We start from the raw sequence: 23571 nt of genomic DNA, 5'->3' as shown, positions 1-23571 counted from the left end.
GCCTAGCCGTGTCGGATCCGATCAGTACCCTGGATGCCCACCGGGCCCTGGCCGAGGCCCTGAAGGACCCCGCCTGCTACCCGTGGCCGGTGCACAGCGTCGAGCGCATCGAGACCCACATCTCCACGGTGCTGCTCGCCGGGGATTACGTGGTCAAACTCAAGAAGCCGCTGGACCTTGGCTTCCTGGACTTCTCTAATCTGGAGCGACGCCGCTACTTCTGCGAAGAAGAGATCCGCCTTAACGGCCGGCTGGCCCCGCAGATCTACCTGCGCCGGGTTCCGATCGTCGGCACTCCCGGCGAGCCGCGCGTCGACGGCGACGGCACTGTGCTGGAGCACGCCGTGCTCATGCGCCGCTTCCCCGAGAACGAGCTGATGAGCCGCTTGCTGCGCGAGGGGCGCCTGCCCGCCGACGCCGTCGAGCGGCTGGCCGAGACCGTGGCGCGCTTCCATGCGGGGCTGCCGGCAGCCGGGGAGGAGAGCGAGTACGGCACCCTGGAGGCGGTGGCCGAGCCCATGCGCGCCAACTTCCGGGCCCTGGAAGCGTTGCCGGCGGCGGCCGCGCTGCGCGCCGAGCTGCGCGCCCTGGAGCGGTGGACCGAGGCGCAGCTGCAGCGGCTGGAGCCGCTGATCCTCCAGCGCCGCGCCAACGGCTCGGTGCGTGAGTGCCATGGCGATCTGCACTTGGGTAACGTGGCCTGGCACGACGACGCGCCCATCATCTTCGATGGCATCGAGTTCAATCCGGCCCTGCGCTGGATCGATACCGCCAGCGAGATCGCCTTCACTGTCATGGACCTGGATTTTGAAGGTGCCCGGCGGATGCGGTATCGCTTCCTTGACCGCTACCTGGAGCACAGTGGCGACTACCAGGCTCTGCCGCTGCTGCCCCTCTACGCCGTCTACCGGGCGCTGGTGCGGGCCAAGATCAACGGGCATGAGGCCGAGCAGGGTGCCGGCTGTGCCGCCCGGGAGGCCCTGGCCGAGCACGTCCAGCTGGCCCATGGATACACGGCGGCGCAGACGCCGGAGCTGGTGATCACCTACGGGCTGTCGGGTTCCGGCAAAAGCACACGGGCCCGTCGCCTGGTCGAGGAGCGGGGATTCGTGCGTCTGCGTTCGGATGTCGAGCGCAAGCGGCTGTTCGGCCTGGATCCGCGGGCGCGCTCCGACTCCGCCCTGGACAGCGGGTTGTACACCCCGGAAGCCACGCAGCGCACTTACGAGCGGCTGCAGGAGCAGGCTGAGCGTGCGCTGGAGGCCGGGTTTTCGGTGGTGGTGGATGCCGCGTTCCTCAAGGCCGAGCGGCGTCGGCCCTTCCTGGAGCTGGCTGCGCGCACCGGTTGCCGATTCCGTATCCTGCATGTACGGGCCGACGAGCAGACGCTGCGCGAGCGCCTGCGCAAGCGACTGGCCGAGGGGCGTGATCCCTCCGAGGCTGATGAGGCGGTGCTCGATGCGCAGCTGCGCACGGCCCAGCCGCCGTCCGGCGAAGAGGCGGCCTTCGTCGAAACCGTCGACGCGGACGGGTAAGATAGCCGGCCTTGCCCTGAGCCGGACCGAGGAGCGAAATGTCAGGAATCCCCAGCCAGCCCGGTGAGCCGGTGACCGATGTCGCTCAGCTTGCGGAACATCTCGAGCGCGGAGCCCGGCCTCCGGAGCAGTGGCGCATCGGCACGGAGCACGAGAAGTTCGTCCACCATCTGGAGGACTTCAGCCCGGTCCCCTACGAGGGCCCGCGCGGTATCGGTGCCTTCCTCGAGGGGCTGGTGCGTTTCGGCTGGCACCCGGTCCGCGAAGACGGGCGGATCATCGCCCTCAAGCGCGAGGGGGGCGCCTCGGTGAGTCTCGAGCCGGGCGGGCAGGTGGAGCTCTCTGGCGCCCAGCTCGAGACCCTGCATGAGTCCTGCGTCGAGGTCCGCGAGCACCTCCAGCAAGTGGATGCCGTGGCCCGCGAGCTGCAGATCGGGTTTTCCGGCTTCGGGTTCCACCCGGTCTGGCGACGCGAACAGATCCCCTGGATGCCCAAGGCCCGCTACGGCGTCATGCGCCGCTACATGCCGCAGGTCGGCAGCCTGGGCCTGGACATGATGCTGCGGACCTGCACGGTCCAGGTGAATCTGGACTTCTCCAGCGAGGCGGACATGGTCCGCAAGTTCCGTGTCGGCCTGGCGTTGCAGCCGATCGCCACGGCGCTGTTCGCCAACTCGCCGTTCACCGACGGCCGCCCCAACGGCTACCTGAGTTACCGCAGCCGGGTGTGGGAGGACACCGACCCGGATCGCTGCGGCATGCTTGGCTTCGTCTTCGAGTCGGGCATGGGCTTCGAGCGTTACGTGGACTACGTCCTCGACGTGCCCATGTACTTCGTCTACCGCAACGGGCAGTACATCGATTGCGCCGGCGAGTCCTTCCGCGACTTCATGGCCGGGCGGCTGCCGCAGCTGCCGGGCGAGCGGCCCACGCTCAGTGACTGGGACGACCACCTGACCACCCTCTTCCCCGAGGTGCGCCTGAAGCAGTTCCTGGAGATGCGCGGTGCCGACGGCGGGCCGTGGCGCGGCCTGTGTGCGCTGCCGGCGCTGTGGACCGGGCTGCTCTACGACGATGCGGCCCTGGCTGCCGCCGAGGCGCTGATCCGCGACTGGAGCGTCGAGGAGATCGTCACCCTGCGTCACGAGGTCCCCCGCACGGCGCTCGACACCCCGTTCCGAGGTACCACGGTGGGGGCGTTGGCGCGGGAGGTGCTGACCATCGCCAGCGACGGGCTGCGCAACCGCCAGCGCCTGGACCAGCGCGGGCGGGATGAGCGCCGCCACCTGGAGCGGCTCTGGGAGATCGTCGACGCCGGACGGAGCCCGGCGCAGGAGTTGCTCGATGCCTACCACGGGCGTTGGGGCGGCTCGCTCGATCCGGTCTTCACCGAGTACGCCTATTAGCGAGCCAGGGGGCAGGGCTATGGAGACGGACCCGCGGGCGATCGTGGAACGCTACCTGCAGGCCCTTGAGGAGCGCGACTACGAGGCGGCCCGGGCGTGTCTTGCGGATCAGGGCTTCAGCTATACCAGCCCCATCGCCGCTTACACCCGGGCTGAAGACCTGCTGGATCACGCCATGATCGGCGGCTCGATCGTCCAGCAGCGCCAGGTGGTCAAGTGCTTCGTTGACGGTCCCGACGTCTGCCACATCCTGCGCTACTGCATCCAGCTCTCTGACAAGCAGCAGATCGATCTCGCGCACTGGGCAAGTGTCGAGCAGGGGCGTATCGTGCGCATCGTTGCGATCTTCGATGCCCATGCCTACTGGGCCATGTTCGAGGGAATCGAGCCCCCGGGGAAGCCATGCAGATCGACCTAGCCGCCGCACCGACCGATCCCAGTTCCTACGACGAGCGCAAGCGTCGCCTGGTAGAGACCTTCACCAAGCTCTACCTGCGCCGGGCGTGGCGCCCGCTCGAGCGGCTGATCCGCCGACTGCATGCCGCCGACGCCGGCGCCGTGTTTGCCGAGCTGCCGGTGCCGCAGGTGGTGGATATCCTGCAGGCGGTGAGCGACACTCGCCACGCCGCGCAGATCGTCAACGAGATGCCGCAGGGGCTGCGCCACCAGATCGTCGAGGCGCTGCCCCATAAAGATCTTGCTGAGCTGTTGGAGAACTTCCGCCCCGACGACCTGACCGATCTGATCCAGGCCTTGCCCGAGGAGCAGCGAGAGCACCCGCTCTCTGCGCTGCCTGCGCAGAGCCGGGACGAGCTGGATACGCTGCTCGCCCACGATCCGGGGACCGCTGGCGGGTTGATGACCACAGAGTTCTTCTCCCTGCACGAGGCATGTACGGTGCAGGAGGCCATCGATGCGCTGCGCGGTTACGCCGACGCAGAGATGGTCTTCTACCTCTTTCTCACCGACGATGGCGGCCACTTGACCGGGGTGATCTCGCTGCGCCAATTGCTCCTTGCGCCGGGGGAAGCCCAGGTGGCCGACGTGATGAGCCGCCGGGTGATCCGGGTACGCACCGAAACCGAGGAGGAACAGGTCTCGCGGCTCTTCGACAAGTACCGCTTGCTCGCCCTGCCGGTGGTGGACGCGGACGACGGGCTGGTAGGCATTGTGACCGTCGACGACATCATCGATGTCATCGGTGAGTCTACCACCGAGGACATGCTGCGCATGGCCGGTACGCGGCAGTCGGAGATGCTCACCGACTCGGTCTTCCGCATCGCCGGCGTCCGTCTGCCTTGGTTGTTTGCCGCTTTCCTCGGTGGGCTCGGGGCCACCGCTGTGATCGGGCAGTACGAGGACATCCTCGCCCAAGTTATTATCCTCAGCGCCTTCGTGCCCATCATCATCGGCATGGCCGGTAACGTCGGCGTCCAGTCCGCCACGGTCACCGTCCGCGGCCTGGCCACCGGCGCGATCCATCTGCGCGATACCGTGGCCATGGTCTTCAAGGAGCTGCGGGTGGGGCTGTTGCTGGGTGCCTTCTACGGCGTGATCCTCGCCCTCTACGGCTTGTGGATGTACGACAGCCTGCAGCTTGGTCAGGTGGTCGGGCTGACCATCCTGACCAATATGGCCGGCGCGGCCCTGCTGGCGGTCTCCCTGCCGATGCTCTTCGTGCGCCTGAATGCTGACCCGGCGGTGGCGACCGGGCCTTTCGTCACCACCGCCATCGACGTGCTCGGGGTGCTCAACTACTTCGTCATCGCCAGCCTGATCTACGGCCTGTAGCCGGCCCCGGTTCGCCGCGCCGGGATGACGCGGGTACTAGCGCTCGTCCCCCGGTCCGTAGGACACTACCGGGCGTTGCCCAGGCTCCCGGGGGAGCGCAGCGCAGGTCGTTTCGATGTCGGGCCGCAGTCTCTATACCCTGATGTACGTGGTGGCCACGGCCATCTGCGTGGGGATCAGTGTCTACCTCTCGTACTACGGCTACTACAGCCACCTCCAAGAGCTGGCGATCTTCTTCGCCGCCCTGCTCGGGATCTTTCTCTTCGGCACCGACATGCTGCTGCGCCGCTTCCGGCTCGAGGGGCGCAGCCCGATCAAGCCGCTGGCCTTCTTCGTCATCGTCGCTTTTTTCAGCGGCGCGAGTAACTACAACTTCCTCTACACCAACTTCATGGAGCGGGACATGGCCGAGCGCGTGGTCAGCGACCAGTTCTCGGTCTTCCGTGACGACCTGACCGCCACGCGCAGCGTGCTCGGCGAGGCGCCGATCATCGACCGGGTCGCCGAGCAGCGCCGCGAGCTGGCCCGCGCGCTGGATAACCTCGACACCCAGATCAACGATCCGCTGCGCCCCGGCTGCGGGGCGCGCTGCCGCGAGCACATCGAGCAGATCCACGATCAGCTTGGTGGCGCGCCGACAGAGCTCGCCGTGCCCTCGCCGGATGCCGGCGCCGAGGCCAACGAACGCTGGTACGAGCACTTCCGCGAGGCGGTCATCAACGACTTCGAGAACGGCGTCGTGCCCGAGGCGTACCACCGGACCCGGGAGCTGATCGGACAGATCGACGCCCTGCTCGAGCGCTACGACGACCCGTACCGCGCGCTGGCCGAGGAGCTCGAGCGGCGGGAGCGAGCCCTGCTGGAGCGCCGAGACTTCGAGATCATTGCTACCCTGCGCACCCACTCCCGCGAGGTGCAGCGCCGCGCCAACGTGCTTCTGCCCGAGGCGGATCAGGTGCAGCACCGCGTCATCCGTTCGGAGCTGGATAAGCTCGGCGAGATCCCGATCAGTGTGCGCGACGGCTTCATCGACCGCCCCAACCCCGGGGTGACGGCGGTCTCGGTGATCCTCGGGGTGTTCGTGGACGTAGCCCCGGTGCTCTTCGCCTGGCTGATCTTCGCGCCGGCGTCAGCCGGCGCGCGCGGTGGCGGTACCACCGGTCGGGGACGTAACCGGGTGGCGACGCGCTAGCGGGCAAGGAGGGGAAACCGTGGTCGAGCCCAGGGAGTCACGCTGGCAGCTGCGGCGCTACTACGAGCGCCGCCCGGAGCAGGAGTCGCCGGCCGAGGAGGGCGGCGAGCAGGAGCCGTCCTCGGCCCCCACGCCGTGGCCCTCGCCGGAGGAGCGCCTGGCCGCCGACGTAGAGCCGGTGCAGCGCGGCGCGCTGATCGACGACAACATCGACCAGCGCCAAGGCAATTACCTGATCTCTTTTGGCTTTCCGGGCTCCGGCAAGACCACTTTCCAGTCCTTCCTGGCCTACTACGTCACCCACATCGGCCCCTTCGAGGCCCAGCCGCTCATCGCCCCGGAGCAGAGCGTCCAGGGCTGGGAGCCGATGGCCATCTTCAACGAGTGGATGCGCATTTGGGGCCAGGGACGCTTCCCCCCGGCAAACCCGGTGGACGAGGGCGACATCCGCGAGCTGAGCTTCCGGGTCCGGCCGCTGCAGGGTACTGGCGAACCGGTGGATCTGAGCTTCCTCGAGGCCTCCGGTGAGCTCATGACCCAGGTGGTGGCCGACCGGGTGCGTGACCCGGCCATGATCGAGACCCTCAGCCGCTACTTCGCCAACGAGCAGCTGCGGCTGATCCTGGTGTTGGTGGTCGACCCGGAGCACGGCGAGGAGAACGACATCCTCTTCCAGAACCTGCTCGCCTTCCTCGATCTGCACTTCCCGGCCCTGCGCGGGCGCACCTCTCTGGCGGTACTGGTCTCCAAGCCGGAGCAGGCCCTGCGCCGGCTGCAGGAGCGCGATGAGCACTACCGCCGTTACGAGGAGCTCAGCGCCGACGCCTGCGAGGCCTTCGTGCAGCGCTTTGCGCCGCGCACCTACCGCATCCTCGACGGCTGGACGGACCAGGATCGGGTGCAGCTCATGGCGCTGCACCTGGGCACGGTGACCGACGGCGAGCACGGGCCGCGGCTGCAGGAGCCGGACTACGACGACATCCGCGACATCTTCGCCTGGATCTACGGCCAGTTCGGCGGCGGGCGGATGGGCCCGACCTGGTGGCAGCGCATCCTGGAGTGGCTGCGCCTATGAGCGAAGCGGCGCCGACGATCCTCGGCCGCTGCGCCTTCGCCACCGTGCGCGGACTCACCGTCCATGGCAGCGGCGCCCTGGCCGGGCTGTCCGGGTTCCCCCAGGCGGTGGAGTTCCGCGGCCGCGGTGGCGACGACCACGCCCTGCCGGCCGCCGGGGAGCAATTGGTCTTCCGCCGCGTGGTGCGTTACCAGGACGGCGCCGACCCCGAGCGCGGTGGTCGCCTGGATCTGATCGGTACACTGGTCCGCCGCCTGGATGCCAGCCGTCGGGTGGGCTATGCCGGCGCCTGCGTGGCGGTGGCCCACCGCGACCTGGAGGCGTACGCCGCGGCCCTGGACGAGGCGCAGGGTCTGGTCCGCCAGGTGGACGAGGTCCTTGCCGAGGGCAGCGCCGCGCGCTGGTCCCGGGAGGCCCGCGGCGATCGGGAAGCGGGCCGCCGGCGCTTCGCGTTCGAGGGCCGCGGCGCCGGTCGCGTGCTTTGGCTCCACCGCGGCACCGCCGCCGAGGCCGATCCGGCGCTGGTCCCGGAGGCCCTGCGCCAGCTGGCCTGGCTGGATGCCTACGCGCTCACCGGGGTGTTGATCTTCCCGGCGGCACGGCCGGGCTCGCGCGCCGTGGACAGCGACCTGATCGCCGGCTTTCGGCGCGCCAAGCAGCAGGAGATCGAGGGCGTGGAGGCGGGCTTCCGGGCCGAGTTCGAGCGCCGCCTGGCGGAGATCGAGTACGAGTACCAGGCCGCCACCCGGGCAGCGTCGCCGCCGCAGCCCCGCGGCGACGACTAGGGCACCACCAGCACCGGGAGCTGCACGGCCTCGATCAGCGAGCGGGTGTCGTGTTCGGCTAGCAGGGCGCTGCGGCGGCTGATGATCAGCTTGTCCACGGGGGCACGGCTCAGGTGCCGGGCCAGGGCGGTCGGCGATCCGGCGGGCGTTAGCCACTGGGCGTTGGGGCAGTGCCGGGCCGCCCAGGCGCGGGCCGGGTCGTCGCCGTCGGGTAGGGGAGCCGCGTGGTCGGGGATGAACCGGGCCAGGATCTCACCCTCGCCGAGCAGGGCGGCGGCACGGGTCAGCGTCCGGACGCCCGGCTCGCCGGATTCGACGACCACGGCCACGCCGTGCCCCGTGCGGGGCTGCAATGGCCGCTCGAAGACCATCACCGGCCCCGGTGTGCCGAAGACGATGGCGCGGGCCGTGGAGCCGATGCGCAGCCCGCGGGCACGGGCGTAGCCCACCTTGCCCAGGACCAGCAGATCATCGCGGTTAACCAGGCTCAGGGTCTCGCGGACGACCCCGCCCCGGCAGACCTCCAGGCGGTAGTGCACGCCCCGGTGCCGGCCAGTCTGCGCCAGCGCCTTGCGGATCGCCTCGGCACGGGTGCGCATGCGCTGCTCTTCGATGCCGGTCTCCAGGGGGCGGACGGCCCCGGAGAGACCCATCTCGCGGGCCCAGGGGTACCCGGCACAGCGCAGCAGCGCCTCCTCCTCGACGAAGATCGCCAGCAGCTCGGCGCCGAGCTGGGCGGCCAGCTCGGCGGCCGCCTCCAGCGCCTCCAGACTGGCCCGCGAAGCATCCAGCAGGACGACTACCCGGCGCGGTGACCCCTGCTCCGGCATGCGCTCAGTCATCGTCATCCTCCGCGGCCTCGTCCGCATCGCCCCCGCCGCGCCGGCGCTGGCTCCGGGCGAATGCCTCCAGGCGGTCGGCCACGGCGCGGTTCACCGACCCCTGCGGGTACGCACCGGCATCATCCCAAACGCCGGCGGGCCGGCCGGTGAGCAGCTCCAACGCCTCATCCACATGGCTCAGCGGGTAGATGTGGAACTGCCCGGCGGCCACTGCGTCGCGCACCTCCTGGCGCAGCATCAGGTGCACCACGTTGCTCGCCGGCAGCGCCACCCCCTGCCGGCCGGTCAGCCCGCGCCGCCGGCAGACCTCGAAGAAGCCCTCGATCTTCTCGTTCACCCCCCCGACGGCCTGCACCTCGCCGAGTTGGTTCACCGAGCCGGTGACGGCGATGCCGTGATCCAGCGGGACGCGGCCGATAGCCGAGAAGAGCGCGCAGAGCTCGGCCACCGAGGCGCTGTCGCCGTCGATGCCGCCGTAGGACTGTTCGAAGGCGAGGCTCGCTGAGAGAGACAGGTCGCCCTCCGGGGCGAAGCGGCTGGCGAGAAAGCGCGAGAGGATCATCACCCCCTTGGAGTGGATCTTGCCGCCGAGTTTCGCCTCGCGCTCGATGTCCACCAGCTGCCCGCGCCCGGGGCGGGCGGTGGCGGTGATCCGCGTCGGCCGGCCGAAGCCGAAATCGCCCAGCTGCAGGACCGAGAGCCCGTTGACCGAGGCGGTGTGGTGCCCCTCGGTGTGGATCACCAGCGTGCCGCGCTCGATGGTCTCCTGGCTGCGATCGCGGATGCGCCCGGCGCGACGCTCCTGGGCGGCGAGGGCGCGCTCGATGTGGTCTTGGCCGATAATCTCGGCGCCGTCGCCGGTGGCGTAGTGATCCGCCTCCTGCAGCAGATCGGTGATGGCCCGCGCGCCGGCGGCCAGCCGCTCGCTGTCATCGGCCATGCGGCTGCCGTGCTCGATCACCCGGGCCGCGGCGAAGCGGTCCAGGTGGCGTAGACGGCGCTGGCGGACCAGGGTGGCGAGCATACGGGCGTAGAGCTGCTGGGTCTCGGCGTCCCGGGGCAGGTCGTCCTCCAGGTCGGCCTCGACCTTGAACAGCTCCGGGAAGTCCGGGTCGTAGGCCGAGAGCAGGTAGTAGATCATCCGGTCGCCCAGCAGGACCACCTTGGTGTGCAGGGGCATGGGCTCCGGTTCCAGGGTGACCGTGCTCCAGAAGCCGTGGACTTGCTCCAGGGATTCGATGCGGACTTCGCCGGCGGAGAGCGTGCGCTTGAGCGACGGCCAGGCCAGCGGCTGGGTAAGGATGCGGTGGGCATCGATGATCAGATAGCCGCCGTTGGCATGGTGCATGGAGCCGGGGCGGATCAGGTTGAAGTCGGTGAGCAGCGCCCCCTGGTGGACGTGGTGCTCGGTGCGGCCCACCAGCCGCTGGTGGGTGGGCATGTCCTCGTAGACCACCGGCGCGCCGTCGGCCGGGTCGTGGGAGAGCAGCAGGTTGGCCCGGTAGCGGCCGAGGATGTACTCCACGTGGTCCTGCTCGCCGGAGCGGAAGGCGTCCACGTGCTCGATGATGTCGTTGCGGATGGCGTCCAGGTGGGCGGCGGCCACCGGCAGCTCGCCGTAGCGCTGGCGCAGCTCCTGGATGCGCTGGCCGACCGCCAGCAGCGTCATCTCCTCATTGAGCTTGCGGACCTGCTCCTGGATCTCCTTGCGCCACTTGGGGATCTGCTTGACCACTGCCTGCAGCCGCTCCTGCAGGAACTCGATGGCCTCCTGATAGCGCCGGCGCTCCTCCTCGGGCAGCTGTTGGAACTGCTCCGGCTCGATCACCTCGCCCTCCTTGACCGGGGCGAAGCTAAAACCCGACGGGGTCTGCAGCAGCGTGACGTCGTACTGCTCCGCCTCCTTCTGGATCGCCTCGAAGGCCTCGCGCTGGCGGCGGTTGATCTGCTGGTGCAGCTCCTGCAGCCGGTTCTGGTACTCGTCGCTTTCGAAGGTGGCCGGGATGGTGCTGCGCAGCTCCTCGATCAGCTGCTCCAGATCGTGGCGCCAGCGCGCCCCCTGGCCCGGCGGCAGGCGCAGCAGCCGCGGCCGCGTCGGCTCCTCGAAGTTGTTCAGGTAGCACCAGTCCGACGGCGTCGCCTCCCGCGCGGCACGCTCGGCCAGCAGCCGGTGGACCATCTCCAGCTTGCCGTCGCCCTCCGGCCCCATCACGAACAGATTGAAGCCCGCGGCGCGCATGCTCGCGCCCAGATCCATCGCCTCCAGGGCCCGCTCCTGCCCGGGTGGCCGGTCCATGGCCGACAGCTCCTCGGTGGTGCGGAAACCGAGCTGCTCCGGGTCACAGACCCGGTAGAGGCGTTCCAGCGGAAGGGGTTGGGGTGCGGCCATGCTTGTACGCTCCGTGCCTCGCCTAGTCCGTCTTCTACAGCCCAGACTAGCGGAAAAGGTGGCGGCGAGGAGAGGGGGGACGTGGGCCGGTTGTGGTATGAACTGCAGCGGCCGGGGGGCCGGCCGCTGCGTGGCCGGTGTGGTGGTTTAGAAGTGGTACCCCAAGCCTACGGTATAGGCCCAGGCCCCGTCGTCTTGGAACGCATCGGAGGCATCGCTGCTGCTGCTGAAGAAGAACTGGTACTCGGCGCGGCCGAGGACATAGGTCTTCTCACGCACGTAGTACTTCAGCCCCCCCTCTAGGCCGGCGAAGGCGCTGTTCTCGACGCCGTCGCCGTAGATGCCGCCGAGGCTGGCGCCGATAAATGGCCGCGCGCGGTCTGCAAGGAAGTGGTAGTTGAAGTAACCACGGGTTGCGCCGTTCCAGAAATCATCGGAGAGGCTTTCGCCTTCGATGTTGGCGTAGTTGATGCTTTGCCGAACACCGGCGGCCATGTCGTCCCGCAGATACCAGCCGATATCGCCGGTTACGCCGAACGTCCCGCTATTGAACTTCTGATCGGTGCTGCCGGTACCGGAGATAGAGAACTCCCGCTCGCCTTCCTGCGGACCGACCCCTGGGGATTGTGCGGATGCGGCCACGGGTAGTGCGCCGATAAGGCAGAGGGTAACTGCTGCAGTCTTGAGTCGGATCATAAGATCCTCCTAGCTATTAAGCTTCGGATGGCGTACTCGAAATGCGCCATTGTGTACTTGGCGCAGGCCGTGCTGCGGCGACATCGCGGCAGCTAGCCGTCGCCAACGCACCCTTAGGATGGGCGCTGTGCCCTCGGCTGTCTGCGTGTAACCGCACATAAGCCCATCGGCCGCTACCAACCGCCCGCGACTTGGCGTCATAGGCGGTTGAATGGGACGGCTAACCTCGAACCCCAAGTTTCAGCATCACCAAACCGCCTATGGCTGCAGCAATCCCGAATGCGAAGTACCAGGTTGTGGCGTCCGTGAATCGGCCCGTGAAGGTCTTGTGAACCTGTTCGCCGACGCCCTGCGAGGCGGCGTAGCCGAAATATAGGAGCGCTGCGGCTGCAACGAGAAGGATGATGCCCAAAATCTGATAGCCGTGCATGGCCGTTCCTCCGGTAACTATGATCGGTCCGAGTCATGGCAACACCTCTTGTCGGGTCTTTCTGTGCGATGACGTACTGAGTTCGGCGTCGGATAGACGCAGGAGGATAAGAGGCAGTGCGGCGCTCAGTTTGACGATGGTGTCGAGCTTGCGAAGGGCTTCCGTGGTGTTCCTTAGCCGCGCGGTGACCCTGGGAAGGGCGTGTAGCACCGGCGGTGCCCCCCGGGCGGCGAGCATGCCGCCCAGGAAGGCTGGGATGAGGAGTGCGGGATGACGCAGCCGCTTGTGGATCCGCTCCGCGCGCAAGCGGATGTCCGGGCCGCGGGCTATTAATGTATCGCGTTGGTGGGCGACCCGATCTTTTAACGAAAGCACGGCGGCTACTCCTTGGGTTGCAGGTTGCGGGACGCATCGTGCAGCAAGGTCCGCACCGCATGGCGTGTCTCCGGAAATGCCAGCCGGCGGGCTAGGCGCTTGAGGACGAGCAGGGGGGGGAGCTTAGACTCAACTTTCAAGTGCAACACCCACACCATTTACGGGGCAGGATGTTGCGATGGACAGACGATACCAGCACCTCAGCAGTGAAGAGCGGGGCGCCATCCTGGCGGCCCACACCGACAACAAGAGCGCTCGGGCCATCGCCCGGATGCTCGGCCGCAATGTCAGCACCGTGGCTCGTGAGCTGAAACGCGGTCTCGACCCGGATGACGAGGCGATGCGCTACTGCCCGACACGGGCAGCTCAGGGCTACCGGCTGCGCCGTCAGCACTGCGGTCGCAAGCCCCGTCTGGTCCAGGGCAACTGGCTCTTCAAGCGCGTCGAAATCGGGCTCTGCTTCCTGCGCTGGTCACCCGAGCAGATCGCAGGCAGACTCCGACGGATGCATCCCGACAACCCCGAGTGCCACATCAGCCACGAGACCATCTACGCCAGCATCTATGCCCACCCCAAGGGGGAGCTGAAGAAGGCGATGATCGAGGCCCTGCGCCAACAGAAAGCGACTCGCGGCCGCCGCCGCACAACGCCGGCCGGCGGCTCCATGGTCCCGGACGATCTCCGCATCGTGAATCGCCCGGAAGACATCGAGAGTCGCCTGTTTCCCGGCCATTGGGAGGGCGACTTCATCAAGGGCGCCTACAACCGTTCAGCGGTGGGCACCGTGGTCGAGCGCAAGACCCGCTACGTGGTCCTGAGCAAGATGAACGGCTGCACCGCCCTGGACGCCCTCGAGGGCTTCAGTCGTCAGCTCGGCAAGCAGCCGGCCATCATGCGCCAGAGTTTCACCTACGACCGGGGTAGCGAGATGGCCTGCCACGAAGAGCTGGCCCGGCGACTGAAACTGGATATCTGGTTCGCCGATCCGCATGCACCATGGCAGCGCGGCAGCAACGAGAACACCAACGGCCTGCTGCGCGAGTTCATGCCCAAGGGCACCGACCTGAGCGAGCACAGCCAGACGTATCTCAATGATGTGGCGCGGTTATTGAACCAGCGGCCCCGCAAGGCGCTGGGCTTCGCCACGCCCGAAGAAGCCATGGCTGAGGAGCTTCAGGCCCTCGGCAAAACTGTTGCACTTGATTCTTGAATCCAAGAACTAACTGTTTGATGACAAGGCTATGAGAGGTTGAGGTTTTGGGAGTAGGCGGTTTTCTGGTGGCAATACTTCTTGGAAAATGAGGTGTTTTACATGGGCGCCCTGACCCAGATCTGGTCCCCGGGCTGCAGCGTAAAGTCGTTGGGTAGTGGGGCAGAGCGGCTTGTTGTTTTCAAGTCGCTGTTTTTTCTAGATGCTTGGTGCCGGGAGTGGGACTCGAACCCACATGGGCGATGCCCACTCGATTTTGAGTCGAGCGCGTCTACCAGTTCCGCCATCCCGGCATAGTGCCGTTATTGTACCACGCCACGCGGCGCCGGCCAGCCGCCGGGAGGATAGCAAGTTCAAGGAATCCGGTCGGTGGTCGCCAAGGGTGATGATGCAGTCAGTCGCGTGGTCGGTCGTGAGGTGGTTGGGCTGCCGCGTGGCGGTGTTCACGGCCGGGGATAAGGAGCAATGCATGCGCATCCGATGGAAGCTCGGGACGGGATTCGGCCTGGTGATCGGTCTGGCTGGCGCCCTGGGGGCGGTGGCGGTGTGGCAGCTGGGCACCATCGACGATCATGCCTCGGAGCTCCGTGAGGAGGTGCTGCCGGAGCTGCTGGCGGCACGTCAGATCGAGGCGCACGTCCAGCAGAGTGCCCAGCGCTGGCAGGAGTACGGGCTGACCCACGCGCCCGAGGCCGCCGAGCGCGCCGCCGAGGCCCACGATGAGGCCGTGGCGCAGATCGAGCAGGTGCGCGCGGCGCGTGGCGGTCGCATCGCCGAGTTCGCCGAGGAGGCCGAGGCGGCGATGGACGCCTACCGGCAGGCCACCGACGCCACCGCCGAGGCCGTCGGGCGGCTGCGCGAGAAGCGCGAGGGCCTGCTGCGATCGGCCAACATTGCCCTGGAGGAGACGCAGTACCTGCTCGATGAGCAGCGCGAGCGGGTCGAGGCCGCCCAGGCGGCGGACTTCCAGCCGCCGGCCGGGCAGAGTGCTGCCGAGGTGCGCAGTCAGCGACTGCAGGATCTCTCGCGGCTCAACGAGATCCGCATGGTCACCGGCGATATCCACCGGGCTGCCCTGCACTCGCTGGAGACGCGCGACCCGACCCGTCTGCAGGGGGCCCTGCCGGGGTTTGGGCAGGTGCAGGTGCACTTCAGCATCCTGCGCGCCACCGCTGCCGACGAGCAGGAGCGGCAGCTCCTCGAGGAGATCAACGACGCGATTGTCGAGTATCAGGATTACGCGACGGGGCTGGCCGCGGCGCAGGAGGAGCTGGCCGAGCTGCGCGAGGAGCGCGCCGAGACCAGCGCCCGGGCCCTGGCTGCGGTATCCGAGCTGGCCGGGCACACCGCCGAGAGTGGTGAGCGGGCCAGCGACGGTGTGGTCGGAGTTGTCCGGGAGGCGGGGGCGACCCTCGTCATCGGTCTTTTGCTGGTCGGCTTGCTGGCCTTCGGTACGGCGGCGTGGACGACGCGGTCGCTGACCCGGCCGCTGGGTCAGTTGGTTCATGGGCTGCGCGATATCGCCGAGGGCGACGGCGATCTGACCCGCCGGGTGGATGAGCGCCGTGCCGATGAGCTGGGCGAGGTCGGCTACTGGTTCAATCGCCTGATGGACCGGATCCACGGCATGATCGTGCAGCTCTCCGGGGCCAGCCGGGATGTTACGGACGGTGTGGCGCGGATCGCCGCCAGCAATGCCCAGATCGAATCGGGTATGGTCGAGCAGTCGGACCAGACCCAGCAGGTCTCCAGCGCCATCGAGGAGATGTCGAGCTCGATCCACGATGTCTCGCGCCAGACCAGCGAGGCGGCCACGGCCGCCGTGCAGGCCGGCGAGACGGCCACCGACGGCCAGGAGACGGTCCAGGGGCTGGTGACGCGAATGCACGAGGTGGCCGCCAGTGTCGAGCGGGCCAGCGAGGCGGTGACCGCCCTCGGGCGCAGCGGCGAGCAGATCGGCGAGATCATCTCGATGATCGACGGGATCGCCGAGCAGACCAACCTGCTGGCGCTCAACGCCGCCATCGAGGCGGCCCGCGCCGGTGAGCAGGGGCGCGGTTTCGCCGTGGTGGCCGACGAAGTACGCTCTCTGTCCCAGCGGACGGTGGACGCCACGCGGCAGGTCTCCGAGGCACTGCAGCAGATCCAGGAGCGCACCGATACGGCCGTCACGGGCATGGAGCAGAGTTCGGGGCAGGTCAACGAAGGGTTGGGGCAGGCCGAGGCGGCCGGGGCGGCGCTGCAGCGGATCGTCGAAAAGGCGCAGAGCGTGGCCGAGAACGTGCAGTCCATCGCCACTGCCGCCGAGCAGCAGTCCAACGTCGCCGCCGAGATCGCCCAGAATGTGGATGCGGTCAATCAGGTCACCCAGCAGACCAGCGGCGGCGTCAATCAGGCGGCGCAGACGGCCCAGCAACTGCGCCGCGAGGCCGAGGGGCTGCAGGCGCTTGTTCAACAGTTCAAGATTGATGAGGGCAGCGAACGATCGTGACCGAGTGGCGGCGCAGCGACTTCCATTACGACTTGCCCGAAGGCCTGATCGCCCATCGGCCGGCAGCGCGGCGATCCGACAGCCGGATGCTGGTGCTGCGCACCGAGGATGGGGCGCTGGCCGACCGCCGCTTTGCCGATCTGCCCGACTACCTGCGCCCCGGGGATCTGCTGGTGCTCAACGACACCCGGGTCATCCCGGCGCGGCTGGAGGCGGCCAAGCCCACCGGGGCGCGGGTCGAGGTCTTCATCGAGCGAGTGGAGGATGCCGCCGCCGGGGTACTGATCTGTCAGCTGCGCGCCAACCGGGCGCCGAAGCCCGGTGGCCGGCTGGAGCTGGCCGAGGGGGTGCAGGCCGAGGTGCTCGGGCGCGAGGGCCGCTTTTTCCGCCTGCACCTGACCGGCCTGGCCGACAGCCTGTGGGACTATCTGGAGCGGGTCGGTCACGTGCCGCTGCCGCCCTATATCCGTCGCCCGGACGACGACGAGGACCGCACCCGCTATCAGACCGTCTTCGCCGCCCGCCCCGGGGCCGTGGCCGCGCCGACGGCGGGGCTGCACTTCGATGACGCCATGCTCGAGCGCCTGCGTGCCGATGGGGTGGAGACAGCCCGGGTGACCCTGCATGTGGGGGCCGGGACCTTCGCCCCGGTGGAGAGCGACGACCTGAGTGCCCACACCATGCACGCCGAGCGGCTAGAGGTCGGCGCCGAGACAGTGGCGGCGGTGAACGCCACCCACGAGCGCGGCGGCCGGGTGGTGGCGGTGGGGACCACAGTGGTCCGCGCGCTGGAGAGTGCGGCGGCCGACGGGGAGCTGGCACCCCACAGTGGCGAGACGCGGCTTTTCATCACGCCGGGCTACCGGTTCCGTGTCGTGGACGGGTTGCTCACCAACTTCCACCTGCCCGAGTCGACGCTGCTGATGCTGGTCAGCGCCTTCGGCGGTTACGAATCGGTCATGGCCGCCTACCGCCACGCCGTTGCCGAGGAGTACCGCTTCTTCAGCTACGGCGATGCCATGCTGCTGATCTGATCCGCTCGGGCACCGGCATCGCGGTCCGGCTAGTCGTCGGCGCGTTCGAGCTGCCGGTGACAGCGGGTGCAGCGGTAGATCTGGGTGCCGCGCAGAATGCGGTTGTGGCGGGTGGTGCTCAGCTGCACCTCGCCGCAGCCGCAGCGGTAGCGCCAGCGGCGCTGGACCCCGGGCAGGCCGGTGATGTCGAGGTCGTGGGTGCGCCGTGGCGGGATGCCCATGCGCTCCATCATCCCGCGCCAGGCGGCGTCGTGGCCGCGGCTGTCGTAGAGGTGGAAGGCGGCCAGGTGGGCCAGCTCATGGACCACGGTATCCGGCAGGATGATGCGAAAGCCGTCCTCGCGCCGGAGCATGGGCCGATTGAAGGCCACCACCCAGCGGCGCAGGTCGGCCCGGCCGGCAGTCGAGCCGCGGCGCAGCCACTCGACCCGTGGCGTAGAGGCCTGGCGCAGCGCGGGGTAGGTGGCGCCGAACCGCTCCCACCACGCCCCGGTCTCCCGTTCCACCACCCGGGCCCGTTCGGCCACCGACCCCGGCGCGTTCACGAGGAGGCCTCCGCGGTCCCCGGCTCGGTGGTCGCGGCGCTCCCATCGGGGTGCTCCTCTTGCAAGGGGGCCAGCCCCGCCTCCAGCTGATCCACCCAGCGACGGACCTGCGCGGCAGTGACGGTCTCCTCGTGGATCGCCCCGCCGGCGGCGCTCAGGGCCCGCTGCAGGCGATCCTCGCGGCGGCTCGGCGGGCGGGGGTCGAGGTAGCCCTGTTGTTCGAGCCATTCGCGCAGCTCGCCGATCTTGCGCGTTAGGAAGCCGGGGACGGCCTTGTTCTCCAGCGCCTGGAGGATGGCAGCGGCGTCGCCCTGGTGGCCGTCGGCCAGTGCGGCCACGTCGTCGCACATCTTGCTGCCGGCGATGGGCGCCGCGGCGGCCAGGCTGGCCCGGTCGATGGGAGTGCCGCGACCGATGGCGTAGGCCTCCAGCCACGCCTCGGCGACGATGATCCGTACGGCCAGCTCGGCGCGTTCCTGCGCGGTGAACAGCGTTTGCGCCGCGTCGCTGTCGAGCAGGCCGCGCAGCGGGCCGAGGTACTCGAAGCCGGCGGCGAGGATCCGGTGCAACCGGTCGAGATCGTCGCGCAGGACGTGGAAGAGGTGGATGGCCCCGGTGCCCTGCCAGGGATCGATCCATGGGGCCTCCAGCGCGGCGCCGTAGCTGGCCGCGGTGTGGTCCTCCGGCGCCGGCAGTGGGTGGCGCTGCGGCAGGGAAAGATCCCCGGCGGAGGCGCTGCCGCGGGCCAGGCGGCGGACCTCGGCCAGGTCGATCACCGGCGGCTCGACGCCCGCCTGGCGCCAGAGCTGCGGCTCGGTGGTCTGGGCGCTGAGGTAGAAGATCTGCCGCCCGTCCTCCTCGGCCAGGGTGGTCAGGGCGCCGGCCACGGCGGCGAAGCGGTCGTGGTCGGTGGTGGTCAGGGCCTCGTCGAGGAACAGCGGCAGCGGCTCGCGGCCGCGCTCGGCCTCCAGGGCGAAGGCGACCCGCACGGCCAGCAGCAGCTGCATGCGTGTGCCGGTGGACAGCTCGGCCAGGCTGCGGTCGGTGCCGGCGTGTTGATCCCGGGCCAGGAAACGGCCGTTGCCGTCGGCATCGGGCACAAAGCGCAACGTGTACTGGTGGTCGGTGAAGCGCTGCAGCCACGCCTCCGCCCGGCGAAGTGCTTCGGGGCGGCGTTCGCTGGTGTGCTCCTGGCGGACATCGTCCATCAGCCAGCGCCCGGCGTGGCTGAGCAGTGCCTCTTGCAGGCGTTCACCCAGCGCATCGCTGGCGGCCTGGATTTCGGCGCGGGCCTGTTCCAGCGGGCGGGTCTGCTGGACGTCACGGATCCGTTGGCGGATCGAGCCGATGGTCTCGCTGATCTGCTGCGCGTCGCCGGCCCGCGCCAGGCGATCGGCGGCCTCGGCGTGCAGGGTTTCGGCCGAGACCTGTCCGGCGCGTTCGAGGAGCTCCGGGGCGTCGGCCAGGGCGCGGCGGGCGGCCTGCTCTTCGGCCTGCCACTGACGGCGCTGTTCCTGGAGCTGCTGCCACTCCGGGCGCTGCTCCAGTCGCCGGTGCAGCGTGTCCCGATCCTGGTCGGTGATCCCGGCGCGGGCAAAGAGCTGTTCGATGGCCTGGCGCCGCTCCTCGGTCTGTCGAGCCAGATCGGCCCGCCAGCGCTCCAGGTCCTGCTGCTGGCGCAGCGCCTCGGTGCGCTGCTGCGCCCGGTTGGCCAGCGCGTCGACGGCGGCAATCAGGGCCTCGACGTCGTCACCGCCATCTGGAGGCAAGGACTGCCAGGTCTTCAGGAAGTCGCCGATCTCGGTGCGCAGGCGCTCGGCCTCGTTGCGGCGCGCCTCGCGCCGGGCTTCGGCCTCGGCCCGGTCGGCGGCGGCCTGGTTCCAGTCGCGTAGGCTCTGCAGGTAGTGCAGGGTGCTCGCTGCCAGCCGGTTGCCGTCGCCGCCGAGCTGGCGGGCGCGGCGCGAGAGATCCTCGCGCAGGCCTTGCAGCTCGCGCTTGCACCGTTGCTGTTCGGCGGCGCGCTGGTTGTGCTGTTCGCGCCGCTCCGCGGCGTGGAGCAGGGCGTCGAGTTGTTCCAGGCAGGAGCCGACGGCCTCGTGTTCCCAGGCGCGGGGCTGGGGGAGCTCGGTCGGGTAGCGTCGCCGGGCGGCATCGCGCAGCGCGTCGGCCTGAGGCGCACGCAGGACCGCGCTGGCGGCGTAGATCAGGGCTGCGGTGGTACCGACGGCGGCCGCCACCCAACCGGGATGCCACTGCCACTGCGGCTCGAGCCAGAAGAGGGTGCCGACCAGCGCCGGCGGGGCGCCCATGCCCAGCACGCCGGCCGTGCCGGCGAGGATGCCGGGGCGGGTCGGCTGGCGGGCGCTGAGCCAGTGGATCAGCTCGCGCCGTCCGGCGCGCACCGTTTCGGCCCGGGGCAGGCGGGGATGGTCCGGATCGGCGAGGCGGGTCAGCTCCCGTTCCAGGGCGGTTAGCTCCGCCTCCGCGCGCTGGTACGGCTCCAGCTGCTCCTCCAGGGTGCGCAGCGCCGCCGGGTCGATGCGCACGGCGGCGGGTTCCGAGGCGCCGAGGGCCTCGGCGATCTCCTGCTGCCGCCGCCGGGCGGCGGCAGCATCCTCCTCGGCCTGGCGGCCCTCCCGCTCGCGTTCGCTGAGTTCGCGCAGCAGCTGCCGGTGGCGCTGCAGGGTCTCAGCGTCGGGGGCGGCATCGGGCAGGCGGGTATCGGCCAGCTGCCGGGCGCAGGCCTGTTCCGCCTCGGCGAGTTTCTCCTGCTCGGTGTGGATGCGGTCCCGGGCCGCCTCTTCCTGCTCCAGGCGCTGGAGTTCGTCGCCGTGCAGGTGGTCCATCCCGGTGGGGAAGTGCGCCAGCTGGTCGTCGATGCGTCGCAGCTCGGTCCGCGCCGCCGCCAGTTCGCCGGCCTGGCGCAGCTGCTCGGCCTCGTGTCGGGCCTGCTCGGCGGCGCGGTACTCCGCCTCGAGCTCCGCCAGGCGCTGCTCGTCGGCGATCAGGTTCTCGTGTTCATGTCGCCGCTCCCGCCACTCCTTGCGCGCCCGTTCCAGGGCGCGGGCCTCGGCATCGCCGTGGTTGCGCTTGAGGTGGAACGGGCCGTTCTGGGCGGTCAGCGCCGCCAGGTCATACCCGCCGGCGAGTTCGCGGACCAGCTCTCGGCCGATTTCGGCGTCGGTGGCCCCCGGATCGGTCAGTCCTTCCACCTGCAGGGCGTAGCAACCGAGCAGGTGGGGCGGGGGCAGGGCCGGCGGATCGGCCGGGGCGCCGTCGCGGTACCAGGTGACCCGGTCGCCGACCCGGGTGACCTGCATGGGTCCGACGGCCGTTTCCACGTCGGCTTCCAGGTGCACCGTGCCCGCCATGCGCCGCCCCGGCTCAAGCAGGGCGCGAAGGGCACGGATCAGGCTGCTCTTGCCCGAGGCATTGGGGCCGACGATCAGCTGCAGCCCGTCGGCGGTATCCTCGACGGTGAAGCCCGGATCGATGCCGGGCAGGCGCAGGATTCGCAGCCGGCGCAGTCTCACGATGCGGCCTCCCGGTCCTGGGCCAGGAGGCGCTCCAGGGCTTGGCGGGCAGCCTGTTCGAGGGCTTCGGCGATGCGCGCCTCGTCCAGGCGGGGAGACTCCAGCCCCCAGAAAGTGCGCTGCCGGGCGACCGCCTCGAGTTCCGGCCGGGCGCGGCGGATCAGTTCGGCACGCTCGGCATCGCCCGGCTGGCGCCGCAGGATCAGTAGGCGCCGTGCCAGGAGTCCAACCGGATCGCTGCCCTGTGCCAGGCGTTCCAGGTCGAGCGCTGGCTCCGTGGCCATGCGCACGGCCTCGACAAAGTAGTGGACCCCATCGCGCACCTCGTGGAGCTCGGCCAGACCGGTCTCCTGCAGGCGCGCCTCGATTCCGGCACCGGGTGCGGGGCGCCCGGTGATCTGCAGCCGGCAACCCACCGCCTGGGCTTCGGCGCCGTTGCGGCTCAGCTCTAGGTGGAGGGCGTCAAGCGCCGCCATCACCCGTGGGTGGAGCTCATCGGCGTGGTCGATGCTCTCGGCGCTGACCGCCAGCGACTCCCAGCGCAGCGGGGCCAGCGGGACATGCTCGGCCTCGATGCGCCCGGGACCGTCGACCTGGATCCACCAGGGGCCGCGGGCGCCCGGTTCGCCGGGGTCGAGGCCGAGTACGCTGCCTAGATAGCCGATGGGCCGGGGGCCGCTCAGCATGTCCGGACGGTGGATGTGGCCAAGCAGCCAGGCGTCGGTGTCCGCGGCTTCCAGATCCGCCGAGCGCACCGGCGCGTAGCGGCTGCCGGTCTGGTCCCGGTCGCAGTGGAGCAGGCCGATGCGTGGCCGGGTGCCGGTCCGCCGCGGGACAGGGTGCGCCAGGGGGCTGTCGGGGGCGGTGGTGCCGGGGAAGGACCAGCCGAGGATCTCCACCCCGCCGATTTCGACGGTTTCCCAGGTGCCGTTGTGACCGAGCAGCTGAAAGGCCGGGAGGCTCTCGGCCAGGCGGGGTAGGACGTCGCCGTCGTGGTTCCCGGAGACGCCGGCGACCGGTATGCCGTGGGCAGCCAGGCGCTCCACGCCGCTGCGCAGATCGGGGAACGCCTCATAGAGGTCGTCGCTGTCCTCAACGACGTCTCCGGCCAGCAGGACGGCGTCGGCACCGTCTCGCACGGCACGCTCCACGCACATGGCCCAGGCAGCCGCCGGGGTCAGACGGCCGGCCGGATCGATGGTCGAGGGGATGCGGCTCGGGCGGCGCCCCAAGTGCAGATCGCCGATGGCAAGAATGCGCGCGGGCACGGTTTTCCCATTATGTGGTGGAAACCCATCTATGCTAACACCCGCAAGCGGCAAGCAGCGCTTGTCGACAAACGGATGCAGGAAGATGCATCCGTCAGAGGTGTCGCATGCGCGGGGGGTCGCGGGGCGGGTATCGTTAACCCCGCATTCGGCAAAGGGAGCTTGCCGAGCCACCCCGAGCAACGGCGTGAGAGCCCGATAGGGGCGGATAGGGAGATCCGCGGTGAATCCCGCCGAATGTAGGGGCCTGGGGCGGGGTGGTCAAGGACGACCACCCGCCCGCGGGGCCCGCCTCCTGGCCGAAAGCCTTTATACTAGGTGCGTCCGTGGTGCCGGACGTGCCTCGCGCCGTCCAGCGCCGGCCCTCGCCGCGCAGAAGGAGGTGGCTCTGGTGAACCGTCGGCGATCCCTGAGCGGAGCGCTGTGCCGCATGCTTTTCGTGTTGGCGCTCCCGGTCCTGTCCGGTTGCGCGCAGCTGGTTAGCTATTCGGTGGAGCAGGACGAGGTCCAGGCCCACCTCGATACCCGGTTGGAAGCGCTGCGGGATGCGCGTCTGCAGAGCCCGCTAGCGGCCTTCGACTTCTCGGTTCGCACCGCCGATGTCACCCTGGGTCCGGAAGAGGCGCCGGACCGAATCCAGCTCGATATCCTGGGGCGTGCCGGCGTGGACCTGCTCATGGGGCAGGAGTCCGCGGGCGTGGCCCTGCGCCTGCGCGGCCTGCCGGATTATGACCATGAGGCCGGTGCGGTCTACGTCCGGGAGCTGGAACTGGTGACCAGCCGGGTGGAGTCGCGCTGGTTCAACGGCGAGGTGACGGAACTCGTCGATCCGGTGGTCGGCCTGGTCGGCGAACACCTGGAGCGGACCCCGGTCTACGAGATCGAGCGCGACAGCGCCACCGGGAGGGTCCTGGGTCGGGTCCCGGCGGAGGTGCGGGTCGAGCCGGGGCGGCTTGTGCTAAGGCCGCGCTAGA

Annotated in this window: 19 protein-coding genes and 1 tRNA gene; 11 read left to right on the top strand and 9 right to left on the bottom strand. The window is 69.5% G+C overall.

Going from position 1 to position 23571, the window contains the following annotated elements; all coding sequences use genetic code 11:
• The first annotated feature begins 8 nt into the window (after positions 1-8).
• The 7 genes from LRA98_RS04610 to LRA98_RS04580 all read left to right on the top strand — a co-directional run bounded on the left by LRA98_RS04610 (position 9) and on the right by LRA98_RS04580 (position 7784).
• Complete coding sequence (locus LRA98_RS04610; protein WP_201171333.1) at positions 9-1535, top strand: AAA family ATPase; 1527 nt, start codon at positions 9-11, stop codon at positions 1533-1535.
• Between the two features lie 38 nt (positions 1536-1573).
• The gene (locus tag LRA98_RS04605; protein WP_238632536.1) at positions 1574-2941 is read left to right on the top strand and encodes a glutamate--cysteine ligase; all 1368 of its coding nucleotides are present in this window, start codon (positions 1574-1576) and stop codon (positions 2939-2941) included.
• Positions 2942-2960: 19 nt separating this feature from the next.
• A complete protein-coding gene (locus LRA98_RS04600; RefSeq protein ID WP_238632535.1) occupies positions 2961-3359 on the top strand; it encodes a nuclear transport factor 2 family protein in 399 nt (132 codons plus the stop codon).
• Complete coding sequence (mgtE, locus tag LRA98_RS04595; RefSeq protein WP_238632534.1) at positions 3344-4732, top strand: magnesium transporter; 1389 nt, start codon at positions 3344-3346, stop codon at positions 4730-4732. The genes LRA98_RS04600 and mgtE overlap by 16 nt, the downstream gene beginning before the upstream one ends.
• A gap of 115 nt (positions 4733-4847) precedes the next feature.
• A complete protein-coding gene (locus LRA98_RS04590; protein WP_238632533.1) occupies positions 4848-5924 on the top strand; it encodes a hypothetical protein in 1077 nt (358 codons plus the stop codon).
• A gap of 19 nt (positions 5925-5943) precedes the next feature.
• Complete coding sequence (locus LRA98_RS04585) at positions 5944-6999, top strand: hypothetical protein (protein ID WP_238632532.1); 1056 nt, start codon at positions 5944-5946, stop codon at positions 6997-6999.
• The gene (locus tag LRA98_RS04580; RefSeq protein ID WP_201171312.1) at positions 6996-7784 is read left to right on the top strand and encodes a hypothetical protein; all 789 of its coding nucleotides are present in this window, start codon (positions 6996-6998) and stop codon (positions 7782-7784) included. The genes LRA98_RS04585 and LRA98_RS04580 overlap by 4 nt, the downstream gene beginning before the upstream one ends.
• On the opposite strand, the gene LRA98_RS04575 is transcribed toward LRA98_RS04580, so the two are convergent.
• The 5 genes from LRA98_RS04575 to LRA98_RS04555 form a co-directional block, all read right to left on the bottom strand.
• Positions 7781-8626: a universal stress protein gene (locus LRA98_RS04575; RefSeq protein ID WP_201171310.1), complete on the bottom strand. Its 846-nt coding sequence runs from the start codon at positions 8624-8626 to the stop codon at positions 7781-7783. The two genes, LRA98_RS04580 and LRA98_RS04575, sit on opposite strands and share 4 nt — an antisense overlap.
• Entirely contained in the window at positions 8619-11015 is a 2397-nt protein-coding gene (locus LRA98_RS04570) for a Lon protease family protein (RefSeq protein WP_238632531.1), read from the bottom strand. The genes LRA98_RS04575 and LRA98_RS04570 overlap by 8 nt, the downstream gene beginning before the upstream one ends.
• Positions 11016-11162: 147 nt before the next feature.
• Positions 11163-11711 carry a hypothetical protein gene (locus LRA98_RS04565; protein WP_238632530.1) on the bottom strand — a complete coding sequence of 183 codons (549 nt, stop codon included), beginning with the start codon at positions 11709-11711 and terminating at the stop codon, positions 11163-11165.
• A gap of 220 nt (positions 11712-11931) precedes the next feature.
• A complete protein-coding gene (locus LRA98_RS04560) occupies positions 11932-12141 on the bottom strand; it encodes a DUF3185 family protein (protein ID WP_238632529.1) in 210 nt (69 codons plus the stop codon).
• Between the two features lie 33 nt (positions 12142-12174).
• Positions 12175-12516: a hypothetical protein gene (locus LRA98_RS04555; protein WP_238640825.1), complete on the bottom strand. Its 342-nt coding sequence runs from the start codon at positions 12514-12516 to the stop codon at positions 12175-12177.
• A 178-nt stretch (positions 12517-12694) separates the two neighbouring features.
• Between LRA98_RS04555 and LRA98_RS04550 the strand changes: the two genes are divergently transcribed.
• Complete coding sequence (locus LRA98_RS04550; protein ID WP_238632528.1) at positions 12695-13726, top strand: IS30 family transposase; 1032 nt, start codon at positions 12695-12697, stop codon at positions 13724-13726.
• A 207-nt stretch (positions 13727-13933) separates the two neighbouring features.
• Here LRA98_RS04550 and LRA98_RS04545 read toward each other — a convergent pair.
• A tRNA-Leu gene (locus LRA98_RS04545) sits at positions 13934-14019 on the bottom strand.
• A 176-nt stretch (positions 14020-14195) separates the two neighbouring features.
• Between LRA98_RS04545 and LRA98_RS04540 the strand changes: the two genes are divergently transcribed.
• A complete protein-coding gene (locus tag LRA98_RS04540; protein ID WP_238632527.1) occupies positions 14196-16217 on the top strand; it encodes a methyl-accepting chemotaxis protein in 2022 nt (673 codons plus the stop codon).
• On the top strand, positions 16214-17251 hold the full coding sequence (queA, locus tag LRA98_RS04535) for a tRNA preQ1(34) S-adenosylmethionine ribosyltransferase-isomerase QueA (protein ID WP_201171300.1): 1038 nt from the start codon (positions 16214-16216) through the stop codon (positions 17249-17251). The genes LRA98_RS04540 and queA overlap by 4 nt, the downstream gene beginning before the upstream one ends.
• 29 nt (positions 17252-17280) lie before the next feature.
• Here queA and LRA98_RS04530 read toward each other — a convergent pair whose 3' ends face one another.
• From LRA98_RS04530 to LRA98_RS04520, 3 genes are read right to left on the bottom strand one after another with little or no spacing between them, the layout of a single operon-like run.
• On the bottom strand, positions 17281-17796 hold the full coding sequence (locus tag LRA98_RS04530; protein WP_201171298.1) for a SprT family zinc-dependent metalloprotease: 516 nt from the start codon (positions 17794-17796) through the stop codon (positions 17281-17283).
• Positions 17793-21329, bottom strand: coding sequence for an ATP-binding protein (locus tag LRA98_RS04525; RefSeq protein WP_238632526.1), 3537 nt, complete (start codon positions 21327-21329; stop codon positions 17793-17795). The genes LRA98_RS04530 and LRA98_RS04525 overlap by 4 nt, the downstream gene beginning before the upstream one ends.
• Entirely contained in the window at positions 21326-22597 is a 1272-nt protein-coding gene (locus LRA98_RS04520) for a metallophosphoesterase family protein (RefSeq protein ID WP_238632525.1), read from the bottom strand. Before LRA98_RS04520 ends, LRA98_RS04525 begins: the two co-directional genes overlap by 4 nt.
• Before the next feature lie 391 nt (positions 22598-22988).
• On the opposite strand from LRA98_RS04520, the gene LRA98_RS04515 reads away from it, so the two are divergent.
• Positions 22989-23570: a DUF1439 domain-containing protein gene (locus tag LRA98_RS04515; protein ID WP_238632524.1), complete on the top strand. Its 582-nt coding sequence runs from the start codon at positions 22989-22991 to the stop codon at positions 23568-23570.
• Position 23571 lies beyond the last annotated feature (1 nt).

The organism is Halorhodospira sp. M38 (genome assembly GCF_022227985.1).
GTDB classification, from domain to species: Bacteria; Pseudomonadota; Gammaproteobacteria; order Nitrococcales; family Halorhodospiraceae; genus Halorhodospira; species Halorhodospira halophila_A.
Note: the sequence above shows the minus strand (reverse complement) of the source record. Positions and strands in the feature narration are given on the sequence as shown.

Bases quoted from the DNA above. Each gene is read 5' to 3' on its own strand.
- LRA98_RS04575 (WP_201171310.1), bottom strand. From the start codon at position 8,626: ATGACTGAGCGCATGCCGGAGCAGGGGTCACCGCGCCGGGTAGTCGTC.
- LRA98_RS04560 (WP_238632529.1), bottom strand. From the start codon at position 12,141: ATGCACGGCTATCAGATTTTGGGCATCATCCTTCTCGTTGCAGCCGCA.
- LRA98_RS04570 (WP_238632531.1), bottom strand. From the start codon at position 11,015: ATGGCCGCACCCCAACCCCTTCCGCTGGAACGCCTCTACCGGGTCTGT.
- LRA98_RS04600 (WP_238632535.1), top strand. From the start codon at position 2,961: ATGGAGACGGACCCGCGGGCGATCGTGGAACGCTACCTGCAGGCCCTT.
- LRA98_RS04540 (WP_238632527.1), top strand. From the start codon at position 14,196: ATGCGCATCCGATGGAAGCTCGGGACGGGATTCGGCCTGGTGATCGGT.
- LRA98_RS04550 (WP_238632528.1), top strand. From the start codon at position 12,695: ATGGACAGACGATACCAGCACCTCAGCAGTGAAGAGCGGGGCGCCATC.
- LRA98_RS04605 (WP_238632536.1), top strand. From the start codon at position 1,574: ATGTCAGGAATCCCCAGCCAGCCCGGTGAGCCGGTGACCGATGTCGCT.
- LRA98_RS04580 (WP_201171312.1), top strand. From the start codon at position 6,996: ATGAGCGAAGCGGCGCCGACGATCCTCGGCCGCTGCGCCTTCGCCACC.
- LRA98_RS04565 (WP_238632530.1), bottom strand. From the start codon at position 11,711: ATGATCCGACTCAAGACTGCAGCAGTTACCCTCTGCCTTATCGGCGCA.
- mgtE (WP_238632534.1), top strand. From the start codon at position 3,344: ATGCAGATCGACCTAGCCGCCGCACCGACCGATCCCAGTTCCTACGAC.
- LRA98_RS04590 (WP_238632533.1), top strand. From the start codon at position 4,848: ATGTCGGGCCGCAGTCTCTATACCCTGATGTACGTGGTGGCCACGGCC.